Source organism: Pseudomonas sp. Sample_21 (assembly GCF_004307525.1).
GTDB classification, from domain to species: Bacteria; Pseudomonadota; Gammaproteobacteria; order Pseudomonadales; family Pseudomonadaceae; genus Aquipseudomonas; species Aquipseudomonas atacamensis.
The window spans coordinates 41,926-57,505 of sequence record NZ_RCNZ01000053.1; the positions used below are offsets into that span (position 1 = coordinate 41,926).

General features: G+C 59.8%; 19 protein-coding genes. 6 read left to right on the forward strand and 13 right to left on the reverse strand.

Translation table 11 applies throughout. The annotated features are described in order from the left end of the window. Positions 1–24: 24 nt before the first annotated feature. From D8U71_RS07670 to D8U71_RS07700, 7 genes are all read right to left on the reverse strand, one after another. Positions 25–372, reverse strand: coding sequence for a ribonuclease E inhibitor RraB (locus D8U71_RS07670; protein WP_003223226.1), 348 nt, complete (start codon positions 370–372; stop codon positions 25–27). A gap of 209 nt (positions 373–581) precedes the next feature. Next, positions 582–815 (reverse strand): hypothetical protein, encoded by a 234-nt coding sequence (locus tag D8U71_RS07675; RefSeq protein ID WP_016773786.1) that lies wholly within the window; start codon positions 813–815, stop codon positions 582–584. Between the two features lie 288 nt (positions 816–1,103). Continuing rightward, a complete protein-coding gene (gene speE / locus D8U71_RS07680; protein WP_016773785.1) occupies positions 1,104–1,979 on the reverse strand; it encodes a polyamine aminopropyltransferase in 876 nt (291 codons plus the stop codon). A 241-nt stretch (positions 1,980–2,220) separates the two neighbouring features. Beyond that, on the reverse strand, positions 2,221–2,412 hold the full coding sequence (locus tag D8U71_RS07685) for a PLDc N-terminal domain-containing protein (RefSeq protein ID WP_016773784.1): 192 nt from the start codon (positions 2,410–2,412) through the stop codon (positions 2,221–2,223). A 71-nt stretch (positions 2,413–2,483) separates the two neighbouring features. Then, positions 2,484–3,014 carry a hypothetical protein gene (locus D8U71_RS07690; RefSeq protein ID WP_130887534.1) on the reverse strand — a complete coding sequence of 177 codons (531 nt, stop codon included), beginning with the start codon at positions 3,012–3,014 and terminating at the stop codon, positions 2,484–2,486. A gap of 80 nt (positions 3,015–3,094) precedes the next feature. After that, on the reverse strand, positions 3,095–3,613 hold the full coding sequence (locus tag D8U71_RS07695; protein ID WP_016773782.1) for an ankyrin repeat domain-containing protein: 519 nt from the start codon (positions 3,611–3,613) through the stop codon (positions 3,095–3,097). Positions 3,614–3,708: 95 nt separating this feature from the next. Next, positions 3,709–5,547, reverse strand: coding sequence for a long-chain-acyl-CoA synthetase (locus tag D8U71_RS07700; protein WP_125918577.1), 1,839 nt, complete (start codon positions 5,545–5,547; stop codon positions 3,709–3,711). A gap of 385 nt (positions 5,548–5,932) precedes the next feature. Here D8U71_RS07700 and D8U71_RS07705 point away from each other — a divergent pair, with 385 nt between their 5' ends. Continuing rightward, complete coding sequence (locus D8U71_RS07705; protein WP_016773780.1) at positions 5,933–6,211, forward strand: DUF3509 domain-containing protein; 279 nt, start codon at positions 5,933–5,935, stop codon at positions 6,209–6,211. A 175-nt stretch (positions 6,212–6,386) separates the two neighbouring features. Here D8U71_RS07705 and mtnC read toward each other — a convergent pair whose 3' ends face one another. The 5 genes from mtnC to aroC form a co-directional block, all read right to left on the reverse strand. Beyond that, a complete protein-coding gene (mtnC, locus tag D8U71_RS07710) occupies positions 6,387–7,070 on the reverse strand; it encodes an acireductone synthase (RefSeq protein ID WP_125918578.1) in 684 nt (227 codons plus the stop codon). 4 nt (positions 7,071–7,074) lie between these two features. After that, the gene (locus tag D8U71_RS07715; RefSeq protein ID WP_038861971.1) at positions 7,075–7,620 is read right to left on the reverse strand and encodes an acireductone dioxygenase; all 546 of its coding nucleotides are present in this window, start codon (positions 7,618–7,620) and stop codon (positions 7,075–7,077) included. 92 nt (positions 7,621–7,712) lie between these two features. Further along, positions 7,713–8,339 (reverse strand): methylthioribulose 1-phosphate dehydratase, encoded by a 627-nt coding sequence (locus D8U71_RS07720; protein ID WP_024012225.1) that lies wholly within the window; start codon positions 8,337–8,339, stop codon positions 7,713–7,715. Next, entirely contained in the window at positions 8,336–9,481 is a 1,146-nt protein-coding gene (locus tag D8U71_RS07725; RefSeq protein WP_073472596.1) for an MFS transporter, read from the reverse strand. Before D8U71_RS07725 ends, D8U71_RS07720 begins: the two co-directional genes overlap by 4 nt. 34 nt (positions 9,482–9,515) lie before the next feature. After that, on the reverse strand, positions 9,516–10,607 hold the full coding sequence (gene aroC, locus D8U71_RS07730) for a chorismate synthase (protein ID WP_024012223.1): 1,092 nt from the start codon (positions 10,605–10,607) through the stop codon (positions 9,516–9,518). 130 nt (positions 10,608–10,737) lie between these two features. Between aroC and D8U71_RS07735 the strand changes: the two genes are divergently transcribed. Further along, positions 10,738–11,691, forward strand: a complete 954-nt coding sequence (locus D8U71_RS07735) for an alpha/beta fold hydrolase (protein WP_125927483.1) — start codon at positions 10,738–10,740, stop codon at positions 11,689–11,691. Between the two features lie 99 nt (positions 11,692–11,790). Then, complete coding sequence (locus tag D8U71_RS07740) at positions 11,791–12,582, forward strand: hypothetical protein (RefSeq protein ID WP_130887535.1); 792 nt, start codon at positions 11,791–11,793, stop codon at positions 12,580–12,582. A gap of 58 nt (positions 12,583–12,640) precedes the next feature. On the opposite strand, the gene prmB is transcribed toward D8U71_RS07740, so the two are convergent. After that, the gene (gene prmB / locus D8U71_RS07745; protein WP_130887536.1) at positions 12,641–13,549 is read right to left on the reverse strand and encodes a 50S ribosomal protein L3 N(5)-glutamine methyltransferase; all 909 of its coding nucleotides are present in this window, start codon (positions 13,547–13,549) and stop codon (positions 12,641–12,643) included. 239 nt (positions 13,550–13,788) lie between these two features. On the opposite strand from prmB, the gene D8U71_RS07750 reads away from it, so the two are divergent. The 3 genes from D8U71_RS07750 (at position 13,789) to D8U71_RS07760 (ending at position 15,463) form a co-directional block, all read left to right on the forward strand. After that, the gene (locus D8U71_RS07750; protein ID WP_016773772.1) at positions 13,789–14,379 is read left to right on the forward strand and encodes a cysteine hydrolase family protein; all 591 of its coding nucleotides are present in this window, start codon (positions 13,789–13,791) and stop codon (positions 14,377–14,379) included. 131 nt (positions 14,380–14,510) lie between these two features. Continuing rightward, positions 14,511–14,831 carry a hypothetical protein gene (locus D8U71_RS07755; protein ID WP_016773771.1) on the forward strand — a complete coding sequence of 107 codons (321 nt, stop codon included), beginning with the start codon at positions 14,511–14,513 and terminating at the stop codon, positions 14,829–14,831. A gap of 74 nt (positions 14,832–14,905) precedes the next feature. After that, complete coding sequence (locus D8U71_RS07760; protein ID WP_016773770.1) at positions 14,906–15,463, forward strand: Smr/MutS family protein; 558 nt, start codon at positions 14,906–14,908, stop codon at positions 15,461–15,463. The last annotated feature ends 117 nt before the right edge of the window (positions 15,464–15,580 follow it).

Genomic DNA, 15,580 nt, shown 5'->3' on the forward strand with positions numbered 1-15,580 from the left:
TTGCCCGACAGACAATGCGCAATATCAATTCAACCGGTAACGATTGCGCACCTCCTGCTTCACGCCCCAACCCTCGATAATGCCGCCCAGCGGTTCGACCACGGCTGAAAAGCCTTGCTCGAAATCGCCGATGTCGTCATAGGTTGCGTACATCACTTTGCTCAATTCCAGCGACCAGGCGCCGTCGTCGCGCGCACTGACCTGGGCATTGATGGATTCACCGCGAAATTTGCCTGCTGCCCTGCGCGCCCGCTCCTCGTCCGGGAAAATCGCGTAGAACTCGATGGGATGGAACCGGGAAAAATCGAAACCGCCTTCTTTCATGCGGCGCAGAACGTTGCTGCTGATGTCTTCTTGATAGGCTGTGCTCATGAATCGTCCCCCTCGATTGATGGATAGACTTTCCGTATTCCCGCCCCGGGCCTTTTGGCCTAAGTACTACGGCAACGTGGTTGCGCGCGGGAAACAAGCATGTAGCTGACAAGACCAGACCTTAGCGATCCATTCGCTGATCTCGCTTGCAGAGTAGCCCCAAGAGAGCGCCGCTGCCAAGGCCTGGTTTACGAGATGACAGGAAGTGTTCAGACAGGGGTGATGCTGCGGATTTCGATGCCGTTCTGGGTCTTGAGGTTTTTCACCCCGGCATCGGCGGTGCGCCCTTCCAGATCGTTGAGATCCAGCTGGGCGGCGACCGGAAGAAGCCGCTCTTTGACGAGCCGTGCGGCTTCATCATCGGACGGGCATTCCTCACGTTCGAAGACTTCATCGACAATTTCACCGTGATCATCCACGAAAGTGACTTTCCACTTTTGCATCAGTGCCTCCTCGATCAACCCGTAAATGGGCTTACCTCTATCTCGACTTTTTTCCGCGATAGTTGGTTCAAAAGGATTACAGCCGACAACGGTGAAAATAACCATCCGATCGATAGGGCGGACTCTGTGGCGTGGGGATTTATCCCCGTCCGGCTGCGCAGCAGTCGTAAGACCGTACATTGCGGTTTGACGGAGACACCGCGCAGGCCGGTTCAGGGATGCTGCGCATCCCAACGGAGATAAATCCCCTCACCACAAAAGCCCCCTTGCAGAGCGACGTCAGCGTGATCAGTCGTTGCTCGGCTTGTTGACCGCTTGCAGCACGTATTGCGGCAAGGCGAACGCGCCGATGTGGATTTCCGGATTGTAGTAACGGGTGACGATGCCGCTGCCGATGAAGCGCTGTTGAAGGGTTTCACGGCTGAGCTTGCGGTAGGCCGGGTTGGTCGAGCCCCAGGCGAAGGTCATCGAACCGCCGATGTAGGTCGGTACGGCCGCCTGATAGAAATGCCAGTCCGGGAACAGGCTGCGCAGGCGACCGGCGGTGGTTTTGACTTCGTCGATCTGCATGAACGGCGTGCCGTTCTGAGTCACGAGAATGCCGCCTTCGTTCAGGCAGCGGTGGCATGCCTGGTAGAAGTTCTCGGAGAACAGCACTTCGCCCGGGCCGATCGGGTCGGTGGAGTCGGAGATGATCACGTCGAATTTTTCAGTAGTGGTGGCGACGAAACGCATGCCGTCATCGATCACCAGGTTCAGGCGCGGATCGTCGTAGGCACCGGCGGAATGGTTCGGCAGGAATTCCTTGCACATGTCGACCACGGTGCCGTCGATTTCAACCATGGTGATGTGCTCGACGCCGGCGTGCTTGGTCACTTCGCGTAGCATACCGCCGTCACCGCCACCGATGATCAGCACGCGCTTGGCGGTGCCGTGGGCGAGGATCGGCACGTGAGTGAGCATCTCGTGGTAGATGAATTCGTCGGCTTCGGTGGTCTGGATCACGCCGTCCAGCGCCATCACCCGGCCCATGCGCGGGTTCTGGAAGATCACCAGATGCTGGTGTTCGGTGCGCACTTCGTGCAGCAGTTTTTCCATGCGAAAACGCTGGCCGTAGCCTTCGTAGAGGGTTTCCAGGTACTCGCTGGTCTTGGTGACGGTCATGGTCAAGTGCTCCGATAAATGCGCGGGCGCCATCGTGGGGACGATTGCCCGGGAAAGGCGCGCATTCTACGTTGCCGAAGATGACAGGTCGAACCTCCGGTTGTTTTTTACCAGCGCAAATTACTGTGGGAGCGAGCCTGCTCGCGAAAGCGCAGCATCAGTTGCCGGTGATGGCGACTGACCCAACGTCTTCGCGAGCAGGCTCGCTCCCACAGGGATGACCGTGTGATCGAAAATCAGCTCAGATCCGGACGTTGCCCCGTGGCCCGGCAATTGCCCAGATGATCAGGCCCAGCACCGGCAGGAGGATGATCAGCAACACCCAGACGATTTTCATTCCGGTGGAGGCGCCGCTTTTCAGCACGTTGATGATGGCCCAGATGTCGAGGGCAAGGATGATCAGGCCAATCAGACCGTTGAACGTGGAACCCATGGTGTCGCTCCAGAATAGTGGCATGCACTTTTAGGATAGACGGTCGCGCGCAGGGTTCCCTTTTATTGCGTTCAGACGTGAACGGCGACCTTCAAGGCTTCCAGCGCTGGCGCGGCGGCGATGCCAACCTCGGCGCACAACTCCAGCACGCGGGGCACATCGTTGCCGTAGACCAGGACCATTTGCAGCTCATCGTCGAGCAACTGGCTGAAGTTCATCAACGTGTAACCGCCGTTCTCCTTGTTCAGGCTGCTCATCTGCACCTGAATACGGTTGAGTGCGGTCACTGCTTCGGTCTTGGCCAGTTGCTTGGGCTTGAGATTGAAATCCACGCCCGGACCAAACGAGGCAACGATTTGTGCGAACAGATCGACGTAGGTATCGGCCTGAAACAGCACGGTTTCCGGCAGGCTGCCGACCACTACCCACTCACCCAGCGGGATCGGGAAAGTATCGTCGTAGTTGATGTCCGGATTGGCGGCCAGAAAAGCCTCGGCATCGGCGTAGGCCTGAGCGGCTTCGTCGGCCACCTTCAGGATCTCGTCCTCGCCCATGCAGCCGGAGCTGATTTTGCTGATGAGTTCGACGAGTGCGGCTTTCATGAGGGCGGATCCTGTGGCGGAGGTGAGTTTTCAGGGCGCGAAGGATAGCGCATTCTGCCCTTCGCCACAGTCCGTGGACTTTACGCCAGCAACTTTTCCAGCTGCGCGGTGGTATCGACCGCGCCCATGGTCCGCGCCGCATCCAGCGCGGTCACGCCATTGGCGTCCTTGGCTTTCGGGTCAGCGCCCTGGCCAATCAGGTAGTCGACGATTTCAACGCGGTTGAACATTGCCGCCATCATCAACGCGGTACGGCCGTCGAAGGAAGAACCTTCAATCTCGGCGCCCGCCTCGACCAGCGCCTTGACCACCGCCAGATCGCCCTTGAACGCAGCGCCGGCAATCGGGCTCTGGCCGTTGCCATTGCGCATTTCCGGATCGGCCTTGTGTTTAAGCAGGACCTTCACCGCATCGACATGGCCGTAGTAGCTGGCGAGCATCAACAAGGTGTCGCCCTTGCTGTTTTTCAGGTTCACCGGCAGCCCGGCGCTGACCAGGCGATCAAGCATCTCGGCATCACCGTCGCGCGCCTTGTTGAAAACCTGCTCGGTGAATTCGGCAGCTTCTTCAGGGGTCATCTGGCGGCTTTGGTCGGACATGGGGCACTCCATTTCGGTCTATCGGAAAGCCGACAGTTTCCCGAGCGCGACGGTGGCTGTCACTCGGTTTTTTCCGAGCGTCCCGATAGCCACACTCAATATCGATGTTTGCCCTGTTGAATTTCAGCGAGGATTTGCTCACTGACATGCACATAGGTTTCGCTGCCCGGCAGCCAGGCGAAGATCGGGTCATCGCCGGTGAGCCCGGGGTCAAAGCCTTCCGTTTTCAGGCGAGTCTTCTGGTATTTGAAGGTCCCGGTGGTTTCCATTTTCACTTTCACCCGCAAGAACAACGGCACGGCATAAGCCGGCATACGTTGCCGGACGAAACTCAGCAATTCAGCGAAATCCAGCGTGGCCAAGGATTCGGCGGGAGTAATTGCAGCCATCCCCGCACGCCCGTTGGTGTTGGGGATTTCCACACCGTAGGCCACGGCTTCAGCGATCAGCGGATGTTGCAGCAACAAATTCTCGACTTCGGTGGTCGACACGTTTTCACCCTTCCAGCGATAGGTATCGCCGAGGCGATCAACAAATTGCGCATGGCCGAAACCGATATTGCGCAGCAGGTCGCCGGTGTTGAAAAAGCGATCGCCCTTGTTGAACACATCGTGGAGGACGACGCGGGCGGTTTTCTGCGGGTCGGTGTAACCGTCCAGCGGTGCCTTGTCGTCGATCCGCGCCAGCAGCAGGCCCTGCTCGCCCTTGCCGACCTTGCGCATGAAACCATCATCGCCGCGCAATGGCTCGCCACTGTCATGGTCGTAAGCGACCAGTTCCCACGCCATCAGCGAAAACCCGACGGTGTTGTCGAAATTGAGGATGTTGGTGAAACCGATGTTGCCGTCGCTCGCCGCGTACAGCTCACAAATGTGCTCGACGGCAAAACGCGTCTTGAACTCGGCCCAGGCGCCGGGGCGCAAACCATTGCCGATCATCTTGCGCACGTCGTGGCGGCTGTCATCGGCGCTGACCGGTTGCTCGACCAGATAGCGACACAGCTCACCGACATAGCCGATGGTGGTTGCGCGATAGCGGCGCACATCATTCCAGAACTGACTCGCGCTGAATTTGCGGCGGATGGCAAAACCCGAGGCGCCGTTGATCGCCGATCCCCAGCACACGCACAGGCCCGTGGCGTGATACAGCGGCAAGGTGCAGTAAACGACATCATCCGGGCGCATATCGAGGGCGATCATGCCGAAGCTCGCCGAACTGCGCATCCAGCGTCCATGCTTGAACACTCCGGCCTTGGGCAGGCCGGTGGTGCCGGAGGTGTAGATGTAGAAACACGGATCGTCGAAGAAAATCTGCGCGCTGCTCGGCGGGTTATCGCTGCTGGCGTCAGCACTGGCGCTGATCAGATTGACGTAGCCCTCAGGCGCGATGCCCGGATGGCTGTAGGTGTCCTGATCGGCGACGAACCAGGTGCGCGGCGCTGCGATCGCAACCTGATCACGCACGCCGGCATAGGCAGCGGTCAGTTCTTCGCCAACCACAATAGCCACCGGCGCAACCAGATTGATGCTGTGAACAAGCGTGTCGCGCATCAACGAGGTATTGAGCAGCGCACTCACCGCGCCGAGCTTGGCCAGCGCCAGGATTGTCACCAGTAATTCCGCACGGTTCTCGATAAACACCGCGACCACATCGCCCTTGCCGATGCCTTGCTCGCTCAGGTAATGCGCAATGCGATTGGCCCACTGATTGACCTGTGTATAGGTCAACGCCACGTCGCCCTGCAACAACGCCACACCATCGGGATTGCGCAGCGTCGCCTGCTCGAACGTCCAGCCCAGGCCGCACGTTTGGGTCGGATCCGTGACGTTGGCCACCTTCATGCCTTTGACCACCCGGGGGATGGCCTTGGCGATCATCGGCAGTTTGCGGAGCATCATGCCCCAGGTAATCGTGTCGCTTGGTGCGTGACGCATGAAAGCTCCCCGTTCGATCTTGACGTGCAGACCGCTGTTCTTGTTATCGGGTAATGACTGCGACCGACGCGTTTACGCCGTGGGTCGAGAAGGAAAGTACGTCAGTGCTCGCGGGGCTGTACACGCGGTTTTTGCAATGATTTGTATCCCGTCGCGCCTTCGGGGAAGAGCGGATACTGGTACGGACGTTTGGTTCCGTTGTACGGAGAAAAATCACGCAAAATGCAGGATGCACGATGGCCATTCATGCAGATTGCACGACGCCTGCAAAATGCAATGCCTTCAACTTATTGATTTTAAAGGGATTTTATTCGCATCAATACTGGCACAAACGCTGCAACTACCTCCGCATGCTTGCCATTCAAGTACATACGGAGCTGATGACATGAGCCTGATTCAAGAAAAATTTACATCGCTGTTCTCCAACTACGAAGTCAGCACTGCCCCACGTCCTGACGGTGGCATCCTGCTCACTCTGCGTAGCAGCGACGGCAAAGTCTTCAAACGCGCCCTCTCGTATCAGCAACTGCATGCCGGTGACCAACTGTCGTGGGCGATCAGCGCGATCCGCCGCGACCTGGCCGAACAAGCCAGCGAGCTGCCGCAAATTGCAATGCTGCAGAGCCAGCAGCGTTTTGCTCTGCCGACGTATCACTCGCTGTAATTTGCTTTAAACAAAAACAGGCCGTGGAGCATGCGCTTCACGGCCTGTTTTTATGTGCTCAGGATTTTTGTAGGAGCTGCGGCACGCTGCGATCTTTTGCTCTTGATTTCATGCCTAAATCGAAAGATCGCAGCCTCGTTTCACTCGACAGCTCCTACAGGGATGTGTGCAATGGTCAGAACGCTTCCGGTTCGATTCCGGTAAAGCTGTCCACCGTCACGTGCCCTGCCAACTCCCCGCCTTCACGCGCCAGACCGCAGGTTTTCATGCCGGCCGACTGGGCAGCGTCGAGCTCTTCGACGATGTCCGACAGGAACAGGATTTCATCGGCTTCAACACCCACCGCCTGCTGAATGTTGCGGTAGGACTGCGCCTCACGCTTCGGCCCCGATGTGGTGTCGAAATAGCCGCTGAACAGCGGTGTCAGATCCCCCGCTTCCGAGCAACCGAAGATCAGCTTCTGCGCCTGGATCGAGCCGGACGAGTAAACAAACAGTTGATAACCGGCCGCATGCCAACGTTGCAGCGCTTCAACAGCATCAGGATAGACATGCCCCTTCAACTGCCCGGCCTGATAGCCCTGCGCCCAGACCATGCCCTGCAATGCCTTGAGCGGCGTGGCTTTGCGGTCTTCGGCGATCCAGCTCAAAAGAATTTCAACAACCCGTTCAACATCGGCCTGCGCCTCGTTGCTGTCGCGACGCACGGCGTCGAGCTGTTCGGCGACATCAGCACGCGAAGCGTTCTGCCGCACAAAGTCGGGCAAATGTTTGGCGGCGTAGGGAAACAGCACGTCGAAGACGAAACTCACCGCGCTGGTGGTGCCTTCGATGTCGGTGAGGATGGCTTTGATCGACACGGTTTCAGTCCTCCAGACGCGGGAAGCGGCCGGCGATGTCTTCGCCGGTGAAATTGGCAACCCAGCCTTCCGGGTTGTTGAACAGACGGATCGCCACGAAGTGCGGATGTTCGCCCATGTCGAACCAGTGCTTGGTGCCGGCCGGAACCGAGATCAGGTCGTTCTTCTCACAGAGAACGGCATAGACGTAATCGTCGATGTGCAGGGTAAACAAGCCACGACCGGCAACGAAAAATCGCACTTCGTCTTCGCCATGGCGGTGCTCTTCGAGGAACTTGGCGCGCAGTTCGGCTTTTTGCGGATGGTCGCTGTTGAGGCTGATCACGTCGACGGTGATGTAGCCGCGCTCGGTCATCAGCTTGTCGATCTGCTCTTTATAAGCACTGATGACCTCTTCCTGACTGGCGCCGGGCTGGATCTTCGCGGCGGCCTGCCAGCGGTCGAAACGCACGCCCTGCTCGGCCAGCGTCGAGGCGATGTCTTCGAAATGGGTCAGCACCTTGTTGGGAATCTCAGGGCTGGAAACGTGATAAACGGACAGGCTGCTCATGGGCAATTCCTCAGTAGCGGCGGCGCCGTCCGGCTCTTGCAGACCGGTCGGGCGCCACGTGGCATCAGGCAAACGGGCTGTTTCTGGTGAACTCAGCCTTGCCGGTTCATGACGCTGCGGGTTTTCAACTCGCATTCAAACAGGAATTCAAAGGCCTCGATCTGCCGCAGCGCGTCGCTCATCTGCGCGCCCCAGGTGTAGAGACCATGGCCGCGAATCAGATAACCGACGCAATCAGGATGGGCGTCGAGCCAAGGCTGCACCTTGGCGGCGAGGCGCGCAATGTCCTGATCGTTGTCAAAAATCGGCACACGCACCCGCGATTCATGAGTCGAGATGCCGCTGAAGGCTTTTTGCAATTCGTAGTCTTCGAACTCGATGAAGTCTTCCGGAGTCAGACGCGACAGCACCGTGGCATTCACCGAATGAGTGTGCAGCACCGCACCGATCTCCGCGCGCCAACTGTAGAGCTGGGTGTGCAGCAAGGTTTCGGCGGAGGGTTTCTTGCCTGGTTCCAGGCTATTGCCGGACAGATCGGTAGCGAGCACGTCATCCACACCCAACTGGCCCTTGTGCTTGCCCGATACGGTCAACAGCGCTTCGCTCGGCGACAGGCGCGTCGAATAGTTGCTGCTGGTGGCTGGCGACCAGCCACGGCCATATAGAAAACGCCCGGCGTCAACGATCTGCTGGGCGAGCTGTTCACGGCTAAGGCTCATGGCCTGTCCTCTTGCATACATGTGGCAATGATAACGGCAGCGGCAAGCGCTGCGAGACTGGCAATACTAAAGGTCAATGTCGCGCCAAGGGCGTTCCAGCTGTAACCGGAATACAGCGCACCGAGCGCCCCGCCGGTGCCGGCCAGTGCCGCATACAGCGCCTGGCCCTGGCCTTGCTGGCGGGCGCCGAAACTACGTTGCACGAAAGCGATGGCAGCCGCATGAAAGCTGCCGAAAGTCGCTGCGTGCAGCACTTGGGCGAACAACAGCACCCAGAGAAACTCCGCAAACGAACCGAGCAGCACCCAACGCAACGCCGCCAGCAGGAAACTCGCCAGCAGCACCCGGCGCAGGGAAAAGCGCGCCAGAATGCGGCTCATGGCCATGAACATCAACACTTCCGCCACCACACCCACGGCCCAAAGCATGCCGATGACGCCACGGCTGTAACCGAGGCGTTCAAGGTGCAGAGTCAGAAAGGTGTAATACGGCCCGTGGCTCACCTGCATCAGCGCGACGCAAGCATAAAACGCCAGTACGCCGGGATGGCGCAATTGCTTGAGAAAGCCCTCGCCCGCCGGCCGATTGCCTTGCGCCGGCTGTGCATTCGGCACCCACAGGCTACTCAGGACGATACCGGCCATGATCAGCACCAGCGCCGCCGGGTAGATGTCCAAGCTCAGCCATTCGAACAGCCGCCCCAGCACTACCACGGTGATGATGAAACCGATCGAGCCCCACAGGCGAATCTGGCTGTAGCGCGATGTTTGCCCCTGCAGATGCGCGAGGGTAATGACTTCGAACTGCGGCAGCACCGCGTGCCAGAAGAATGCATGCAGGGCCATGACCATCGCCAGCCAGGCGTAGGTCTGACTGACGAAGATCAGCGAAAAGGTCAGCAACGTGCACACCGCACCAAAGCGCACGATGGCCAGACGCCTGCCGGTGTAATCGCCGAGCCAGCCCCAGATGTTCGGCGCCACGCAGCGCATCAGCATCGGAATCGCCACCAGCTCGCCGATGCGCGCGGCGCTGAAGCCGAGGTGATCGAAGTACAGCGCCAGAAACGGCGCTGTCGAACCGAGCAAGGCGAAATAGAACAGATAGAAACTGGACAGCCGCCAGTAAGGAAGCGCCGCCACGCCGGTTATGCCGCGACGGCTTTGAGCGCAGCCATCAGAGCTGGCCCAGCACCGGCGTGCTCACGCGCACATCGGCGTTCTGCCCACGGTGGCGCAGCAGGTGATCCATCAGCACAATGGCCATCATCGCTTCGGCGATCGGCGTTGCACGGATACCGACGCAAGGGTCGTGACGGCCCTTGGTGATCACATCGACCGGGTTGCCATTCACGTCGATCGAGCGGCCCGGGGTGGTGATGCTCGAGGTCGGTTTCAACGCCAGATGCGCAACGATTGGCTGGCCGGACGAGATGCCACCGAGGATGCCGCCGGCGTTGTTGCTGAGGAAACCCTCCGGCGTCAGTTCATCGCGGTGTTCGGTTCCGCGCTGGGCGACGCAGGCGAAACCGGCGCCGATCTCGACACCTTTGACCGCGTTGATGCTCATCAGCGCGTGGGCCAGTTCGGCGTCGAGGCGATCGAAGATCGGCTCGCCAAGGCCCGGCATGACCCCTTCGGCGACCACGGTGATCTTCGCTCCGACCGAGTCCTGATCGCGGCGCAACTGGTCCATGTAGGCTTCCAGCTCCGGGACCTTGTCCGGGTCAGGGCTGAAAAAGGCGTTTTCTTCGACCGAATCCCAGGTCTTGAACGGAATTTCGATCGGGCCGAGCTGGCTCATGTAACCGCGAATGACGATGCCCTGACTGGCCAGATACTTCTTGGCGATCGCACCGGCCGCTACGCGCATGGCGGTTTCCCGCGCGGAACTGCGGCCACCGCCGCGATAATCGCGCTCGCCGTATTTGTGGTGATAGGTGTAGTCGGCGTGAGCCGGGCGGAACAGGTCCTTGATCGCCGAGTAGTCCTTGGACTTCTGGTCGGTGTTGCGAATCAGCAGGCCGATCGAGCAACCGGTGGTGCGACCCTCGAACACGCCGGAGAGGATTTCGACTTCATCGGCTTCCTGGCGCTGGGTGGTGTGGCGGCTGGTGCCAGGCTTGCGGCGATCGAGGTCGCGCTGCAGATCTTCCAGGGAAATCTCCAGGCCCGGCGGGCAGCCGTCGACAATGGCGACCAACGCCGGACCATGGCTTTCGCCAGCGGTGGTGACAGTGAACAACTTGCCGTAGGTATTGCCGGACATGCAGGACGCTCCGTGAAATCAAACCCGAATTCTTGATGCGCGCCAGTATACGCAGGCTAACCGAGTAGTTCATCCTCGAACCTTAGTGGTGCTGGCGAGTCCAACCGGCACCTTGACCAATGATGGCGTGATGATGCTGCGAGTTCTGATCTTGAGTCTTACCCTCTTTACCGGCTTTGCCCAAGCGACAGTCCTACAGCGCCCGGTCACTCTGGACACCGGCAGCGGCGAACTTTTCGGTTCGCTGTTGCTGCCCAAGTCCGACAGCCCGGTGCCGATTGTTCTGATGATTTCTGGCTCGGGTCCTACAGATCGCGACGGAAACAACCCCGACGGCGGGCGCAATGACAGCCTCAAGCGCTTGGCCTGGGTGCTGGCCAAACACAACATCGCCAGCGTGCGCTACGACAAGCGTGGCGTTGCGGCGAGCCTGGCGGCCGCTCCCGATGAACGTGATCTGTCAGTAGAAAGCTATGCGGCGGACGCGGTGGCGTGGGGGCAGAAGCTCAAGGCCGATCCGCGTTTCGGCAAACTGATTCTGCTCGGCCACAGCGAAGGCGCGCTGATTGCCAGTCTCGCCGCGCCGAAGCTGGACGCAGCGGCGGTGATCTCGCTGTCCGGCAGCGCGCGCCCGGTCGATCAGGTCATCCGCGAACAGTTGGCGCGAAGCCTGCCGCCACCATTGATGCTGCGCAGCAACGAACTGCTCGACAGCCTCAAGGCCGGCCACACCGATGACAACGTGCCGCAACCGTTGCAGGTGATCTTTCGCCCGAGCGTGCAGCCGTACCTGATTTCGCTGTTCCGTCAGGACCCGGCGCAAGCCTTTGCCCAGCTGAAAATGCCGGCACTGATCGTTCAAGGCAGCAACGACATTCAGGTCGGCACCGAGGACGCGAAGCTGCTCAAGGCGGCGAAACCGGACGCGCAACTGACGGTGATCGAAGGCATGAATCATGTGCTGCGCATCGTCCACAACGACATGAAGCGGCAATTGGCCTCCTACAAGGACCCGAATTTGCCCCTGGCCGCCGAACTGGGCGCCGCCGTCATCGAATTTATTGACGGAATTCGTGCAAGTTAACTGCGTTTTACCCTCCAGCCTCACAGAAAACGGCCGATAAGCCTTTGTCGCCAGCGCAACGTCTGGCGGCAAGCAGGGCTTGGACAGGATCTCGCCGTTATGACTGAAACCCAGACTTCACCCGACACCAGCGCTGAAAAAGACGCATCGCCAGCGGTCGAACTGCCGTGGGCGGACGTTCAGGCCGAGCACCACAAGATGCTCCGCCTGGCGCCGCTGCAGACCGACCGCAACACCGGCGGCCGGCCGTTGCGCTTTGTCGAATTCGGTTACGCCGAGCGCAACAGCAAAGAGCGCAGCCTGATGCGCATGGCGATCAAGCTGCCCAACCAGCGCGTGCGCAAAGAGCAGAATCATCTCGATGTGTGGGTCGACCACGCGAGCAAACGAGTGAGTTTCGGTCCCGACAGTGGCTTGCAGATCGAACCGCTGAATCGCGGTATCGGCCGCTTCATGGCTGCGCAAGGCATCAATTGGGCGAAAAAGCGCTGGCCCGGCTACACCGTTGAAGGCATGGACCTGAACAACAAGGACGCGCTCAACGAAGACACTCGCTTGCGTCGCGACCATTTCCTGCGCGTGCACGGTTTCGATGTGGCTTACGCCGATGCCCAGCATTTGAAAGGCAGCATCAAGGCGGTGCAGGTCGGTGATCTGCTCGGTGACTGGAACAGCGAAAAGCTGCAGATCGTCGAAATTCTTGAAGCCGCGCAGATGCTGCAGCAGGCCGAACAGAATCTCGCCGAGCAGGAAGTGAAGCTGAAGAAGCAGGAAGAAAAAGTCAGCAAGTTCAAGCGCGAAGATGCCGGGTTGCGTTTCACCATTACGTGTCTGGTGGCGTTTGCGGTGTTTCAGGCGGGGTTGTTGATCTGGATTGCTACACACCGCTGAGGGCTTGAGCGCGTACTGATCGTTCCCATGCGGAGCGTGGGAACGATCTGTCACAACCTTAGACGCGGGACGCGAACAGGGCCTGATGCGCGCGGCACTGCTCGGCGGTCAGCATGAACACGCCATGCCCGCCGCGCTGGAACTCCAGCCAGGCGAAATCGACTTCCGGGTACAACGCCTCGACGTGCACCTGGCTGTTGCCTACCTCGACAATCAACAAACCTTTCTCGGTCAGGTGATCCGCCGCTTCGGCGAGCATGCGCCGGACCAGATTCAGACCATCATCACCGCAGGCCAGGCCCAGTTCCGGCTCGTGCTGATATTCGTCCGGCATGTCGGCGAAATCTTCGGCGTCGACGTAGGGCGGGTTCGACACGATCAGGTCGAAACGCTGACCCGGCAAGCCATCGAAACCATCACCCTGCACGGTGTAGACGCGCTCATCGACGCCATGGCGCTCGATGTTCTGGTTGGCCACTTCCAGCGCTTCGAACGACAGGTCCGCGAGCACCACTTCGGCATTCTGGAATTCGAAAGCGCAGGCAATGCCGATGCAGCCGGAACCCGTGCACAGGTCGAGAATCCGCGCCGGTTCGTTGCCGATCCACGGTGCAAAGCGGTTTTCGATCAGTTCACCAATCGGCGAACGCGGGATCAGCACGCGCGGGTCGACGATGAACGACATGCCGCAGAACCACGCCTCGCCGAGCAGATAGGCGGTGGGAACGCGATCTTCGATGCGGCGCTTGAGCAAGCGCTGCAGATTGACCAGTTCGTCATCTTCCAGCGCGCAATCAAGATAGCTGTCGGCGATTTCCCAAGGCAGGTGCAAAGCGCCCAGTACCAACTGGCGCGCCTCGTCCCAGGCGTTGTCGGTGCCATGACCGAAAAACAGATCCTCCCCATGGAAGCGGCTGACGGCCCAACGGATATGGTCGCGCAGGGTACGAAGTCGGGAAGTGATCACGGCGTAGAACTCCAGAAAAAACGACTGGCGATTCTAGCAGCCAAAACGCGCGACGACGACGCAGGAAAAACCACGCGGTTCCGGTAGGAGTTTTCTTTTTTTTGCATCAGGCATTGAACGGAACGTGTAACTTGACAAGGCTGCAGGCCAAGAACGACGGCGCCTACGATGGTAGCGATTCACAGAACCGCTCAGCCAGAGGACAATGTCGCAAAAGCCCCACCCCGAGGAGCCCCAGAATGTCCGTTCCAAAAACGATGTTTCAACTCAGCGGTCGCGGTTACGCAGCGGCCACCCTGAGCCATGCCACCGTGGTCATCATCGATGCCCAGAAGGAATACCTCAGTGGCCCGCTGGCCCTGAGCGGCATGGACGCGGCCGTCGCGAACATCAAACAAGTGGTTGCCGCAGCCCGTGCCGCCGGTCGGCCGATCGTGCACGTGCGTCATCTCGGCACCGTTGGTGGCCTGTTCGACCCGCAGGGCGAACGCGGCGAATTCATCCCCGGTCTCGAACCGCAAGGCGATGAAACCATTATCGGCAAACTGCTGCCGAGCGCGTTCCATGGCACCGAACTGCTCGAGCGCCTGCAGAACCTCGGCTCTTTGGATCTGATCGTTTGCGGTTTCATGAGTCACTCCAGCGTCAGCACCACCGTGCGCGCGGCGAAGAACCTCGGTTTCCGCTGCACCCTGGTCGAAGACGCCTGCGCGACCCGCGATCTGCCGTTCAAGGGCGGCGTGCTCAGCGCCGAACGCGTGCAGGAAGCGGAAATGGCGATCATGGCCGACAACTTCGCCACGCTGGCCAAGACTCAGGACCTGATCTGATCCTGCCCTTGTGAGCGGTGCGTTGGCGCCGCTCATCCGCTATATCCGCTGATTTGCCGCAAATGCCATAGCCTCAGGAACAACCCGGTCAACTCCCGGTCGAAGGGCCGATACCATTGAGGAAGGTCGGAATGAAGTTATCCGATGGATTTGACGCACGCCGTTTGCGGCCCAAAGGCCAAAGCAACTGGCGTTTTCGATTTGGCGCGGCGATCTCGGCCATTCTGGCGACGTTCGGCGTGCTGCTGGCGATGGCCGGCGCCGCCAGCCTGCTCGGCCGCCCGCCGGCGCTGGGTGACCTGAACGCATCACCGCTGGGCTCGGCAATCATGCTTGCCGTCGGCTTGCTGTTTCTGTACTTCGGCGTTGCTCTGTGGCGCCGCTGCCGCCGTCGCGCACGGCAATCGCGGGAACTGAACATGTCCCCGCATCTGATGAAAAAACACGACTGACCCAACGGCCTGGCTTTTTGCCGGGCCGTTTTCTGTCGACTTGGGTAAACTGGCCGCCCTTCGCGGAGGCTGACATGCAAGACGACGATTTTTCTCTGTTCAAAAGTGCCATCCAGGGCGTCAAGCCGATCAAGCACGACCGCGCCGACACCGGCAAACCCAAGGCTGACCGCGCGCAGATCGCCAAGCTGCGTCAGTCCGCCACCGTGCGCAGCGACACCACCATCATTGACGGCTTGTCCGACCAGTTCGTGATCGACGTCGGCCCGGAAGACGAGCTGATGTGGTCCCGCGACGGCGTGCAGGAAAGCCAGATGCGCAAGCTCAAGGTCGGGCAGATCCCGTTCGAAGGCAGTCTCGACCTGCACGGCATGAGCGTGGAAAAGGCCCGGGAGACGCTTTGGGCCTTTCTCGCCGAAGCAACCAAATTCGAAATCCGCTGCGTACGCGTGACTCATGGCAAGGCTGTGCGCCTGGATGGCAAGCGGCCGATGATCAAAAGCCACGTCAACACCTGGCTGCGCCAGCATGCGCAAGTGCTCGGTTTCTGCTCCTGCCAGGCCCGCCACGGCGGCGCCGGCGCGGTTTATGTGATGCTGAAACGGACGATGATGGAAGGCCGCGACGAATAAAGCCGTCACACCGAACTTGCAGGGTTGTGTCCGCCACCGTACCCTTGCCCTTTGCGAAAATCCCCACAGGTAGTTTCATGTCCCTGGAACAGAATTACACCGCGATTCTCGGCCAAT

Bases quoted from the DNA above. Each gene is read 5' to 3' on its own strand.
- D8U71_RS07720 (WP_024012225.1), bottom strand. From the start codon at position 8,339: ATGAGCCTTAGCCGTGAACAGCTCGCCCAGCAGATCGTTGACGCCGGG.
- D8U71_RS07740 (WP_130887535.1), top strand. From the start codon at position 11,791: ATGACTGAAACCCAGACTTCACCCGACACCAGCGCTGAAAAAGACGCA.
- D8U71_RS07675 (WP_016773786.1), bottom strand. From the start codon at position 815: ATGCAAAAGTGGAAAGTCACTTTCGTGGATGATCACGGTGAAATTGTC.
- D8U71_RS07715 (WP_038861971.1), bottom strand. From the start codon at position 7,620: ATGAGCAGCCTGTCCGTTTATCACGTTTCCAGCCCTGAGATTCCCAAC.
- speE (WP_016773785.1), bottom strand. From the start codon at position 1,979: ATGACCGTCACCAAGACCAGCGAGTACCTGGAAACCCTCTACGAAGGC.
- aroC (WP_024012223.1), bottom strand. From the start codon at position 10,607: ATGTCCGGCAATACCTACGGCAAGTTGTTCACTGTCACCACCGCTGGC.
- D8U71_RS07760 (WP_016773770.1), top strand. From the start codon at position 14,906: ATGCAAGACGACGATTTTTCTCTGTTCAAAAGTGCCATCCAGGGCGTC.
- D8U71_RS07700 (WP_125918577.1), bottom strand. From the start codon at position 5,547: ATGCGTCACGCACCAAGCGACACGATTACCTGGGGCATGATGCTCCGC.
- D8U71_RS07735 (WP_125927483.1), top strand. From the start codon at position 10,738: ATGATGCTGCGAGTTCTGATCTTGAGTCTTACCCTCTTTACCGGCTTT.
- D8U71_RS07670 (WP_003223226.1), bottom strand. From the start codon at position 372: ATGAGCACAGCCTATCAAGAAGACATCAGCAGCAACGTTCTGCGCCGC.
- D8U71_RS07690 (WP_130887534.1), bottom strand. From the start codon at position 3,014: ATGAAAGCCGCACTCGTCGAACTCATCAGCAAAATCAGCTCCGGCTGC.
- D8U71_RS07755 (WP_016773771.1), top strand. From the start codon at position 14,511: ATGAAGTTATCCGATGGATTTGACGCACGCCGTTTGCGGCCCAAAGGC.
- D8U71_RS07750 (WP_016773772.1), top strand. From the start codon at position 13,789: ATGTCCGTTCCAAAAACGATGTTTCAACTCAGCGGTCGCGGTTACGCA.
- D8U71_RS07705 (WP_016773780.1), top strand. From the start codon at position 5,933: ATGAGCCTGATTCAAGAAAAATTTACATCGCTGTTCTCCAACTACGAA.
- D8U71_RS07695 (WP_016773782.1), bottom strand. From the start codon at position 3,613: ATGTCCGACCAAAGCCGCCAGATGACCCCTGAAGAAGCTGCCGAATTC.
- D8U71_RS07685 (WP_016773784.1), bottom strand. From the start codon at position 2,412: ATGGGTTCCACGTTCAACGGTCTGATTGGCCTGATCATCCTTGCCCTC.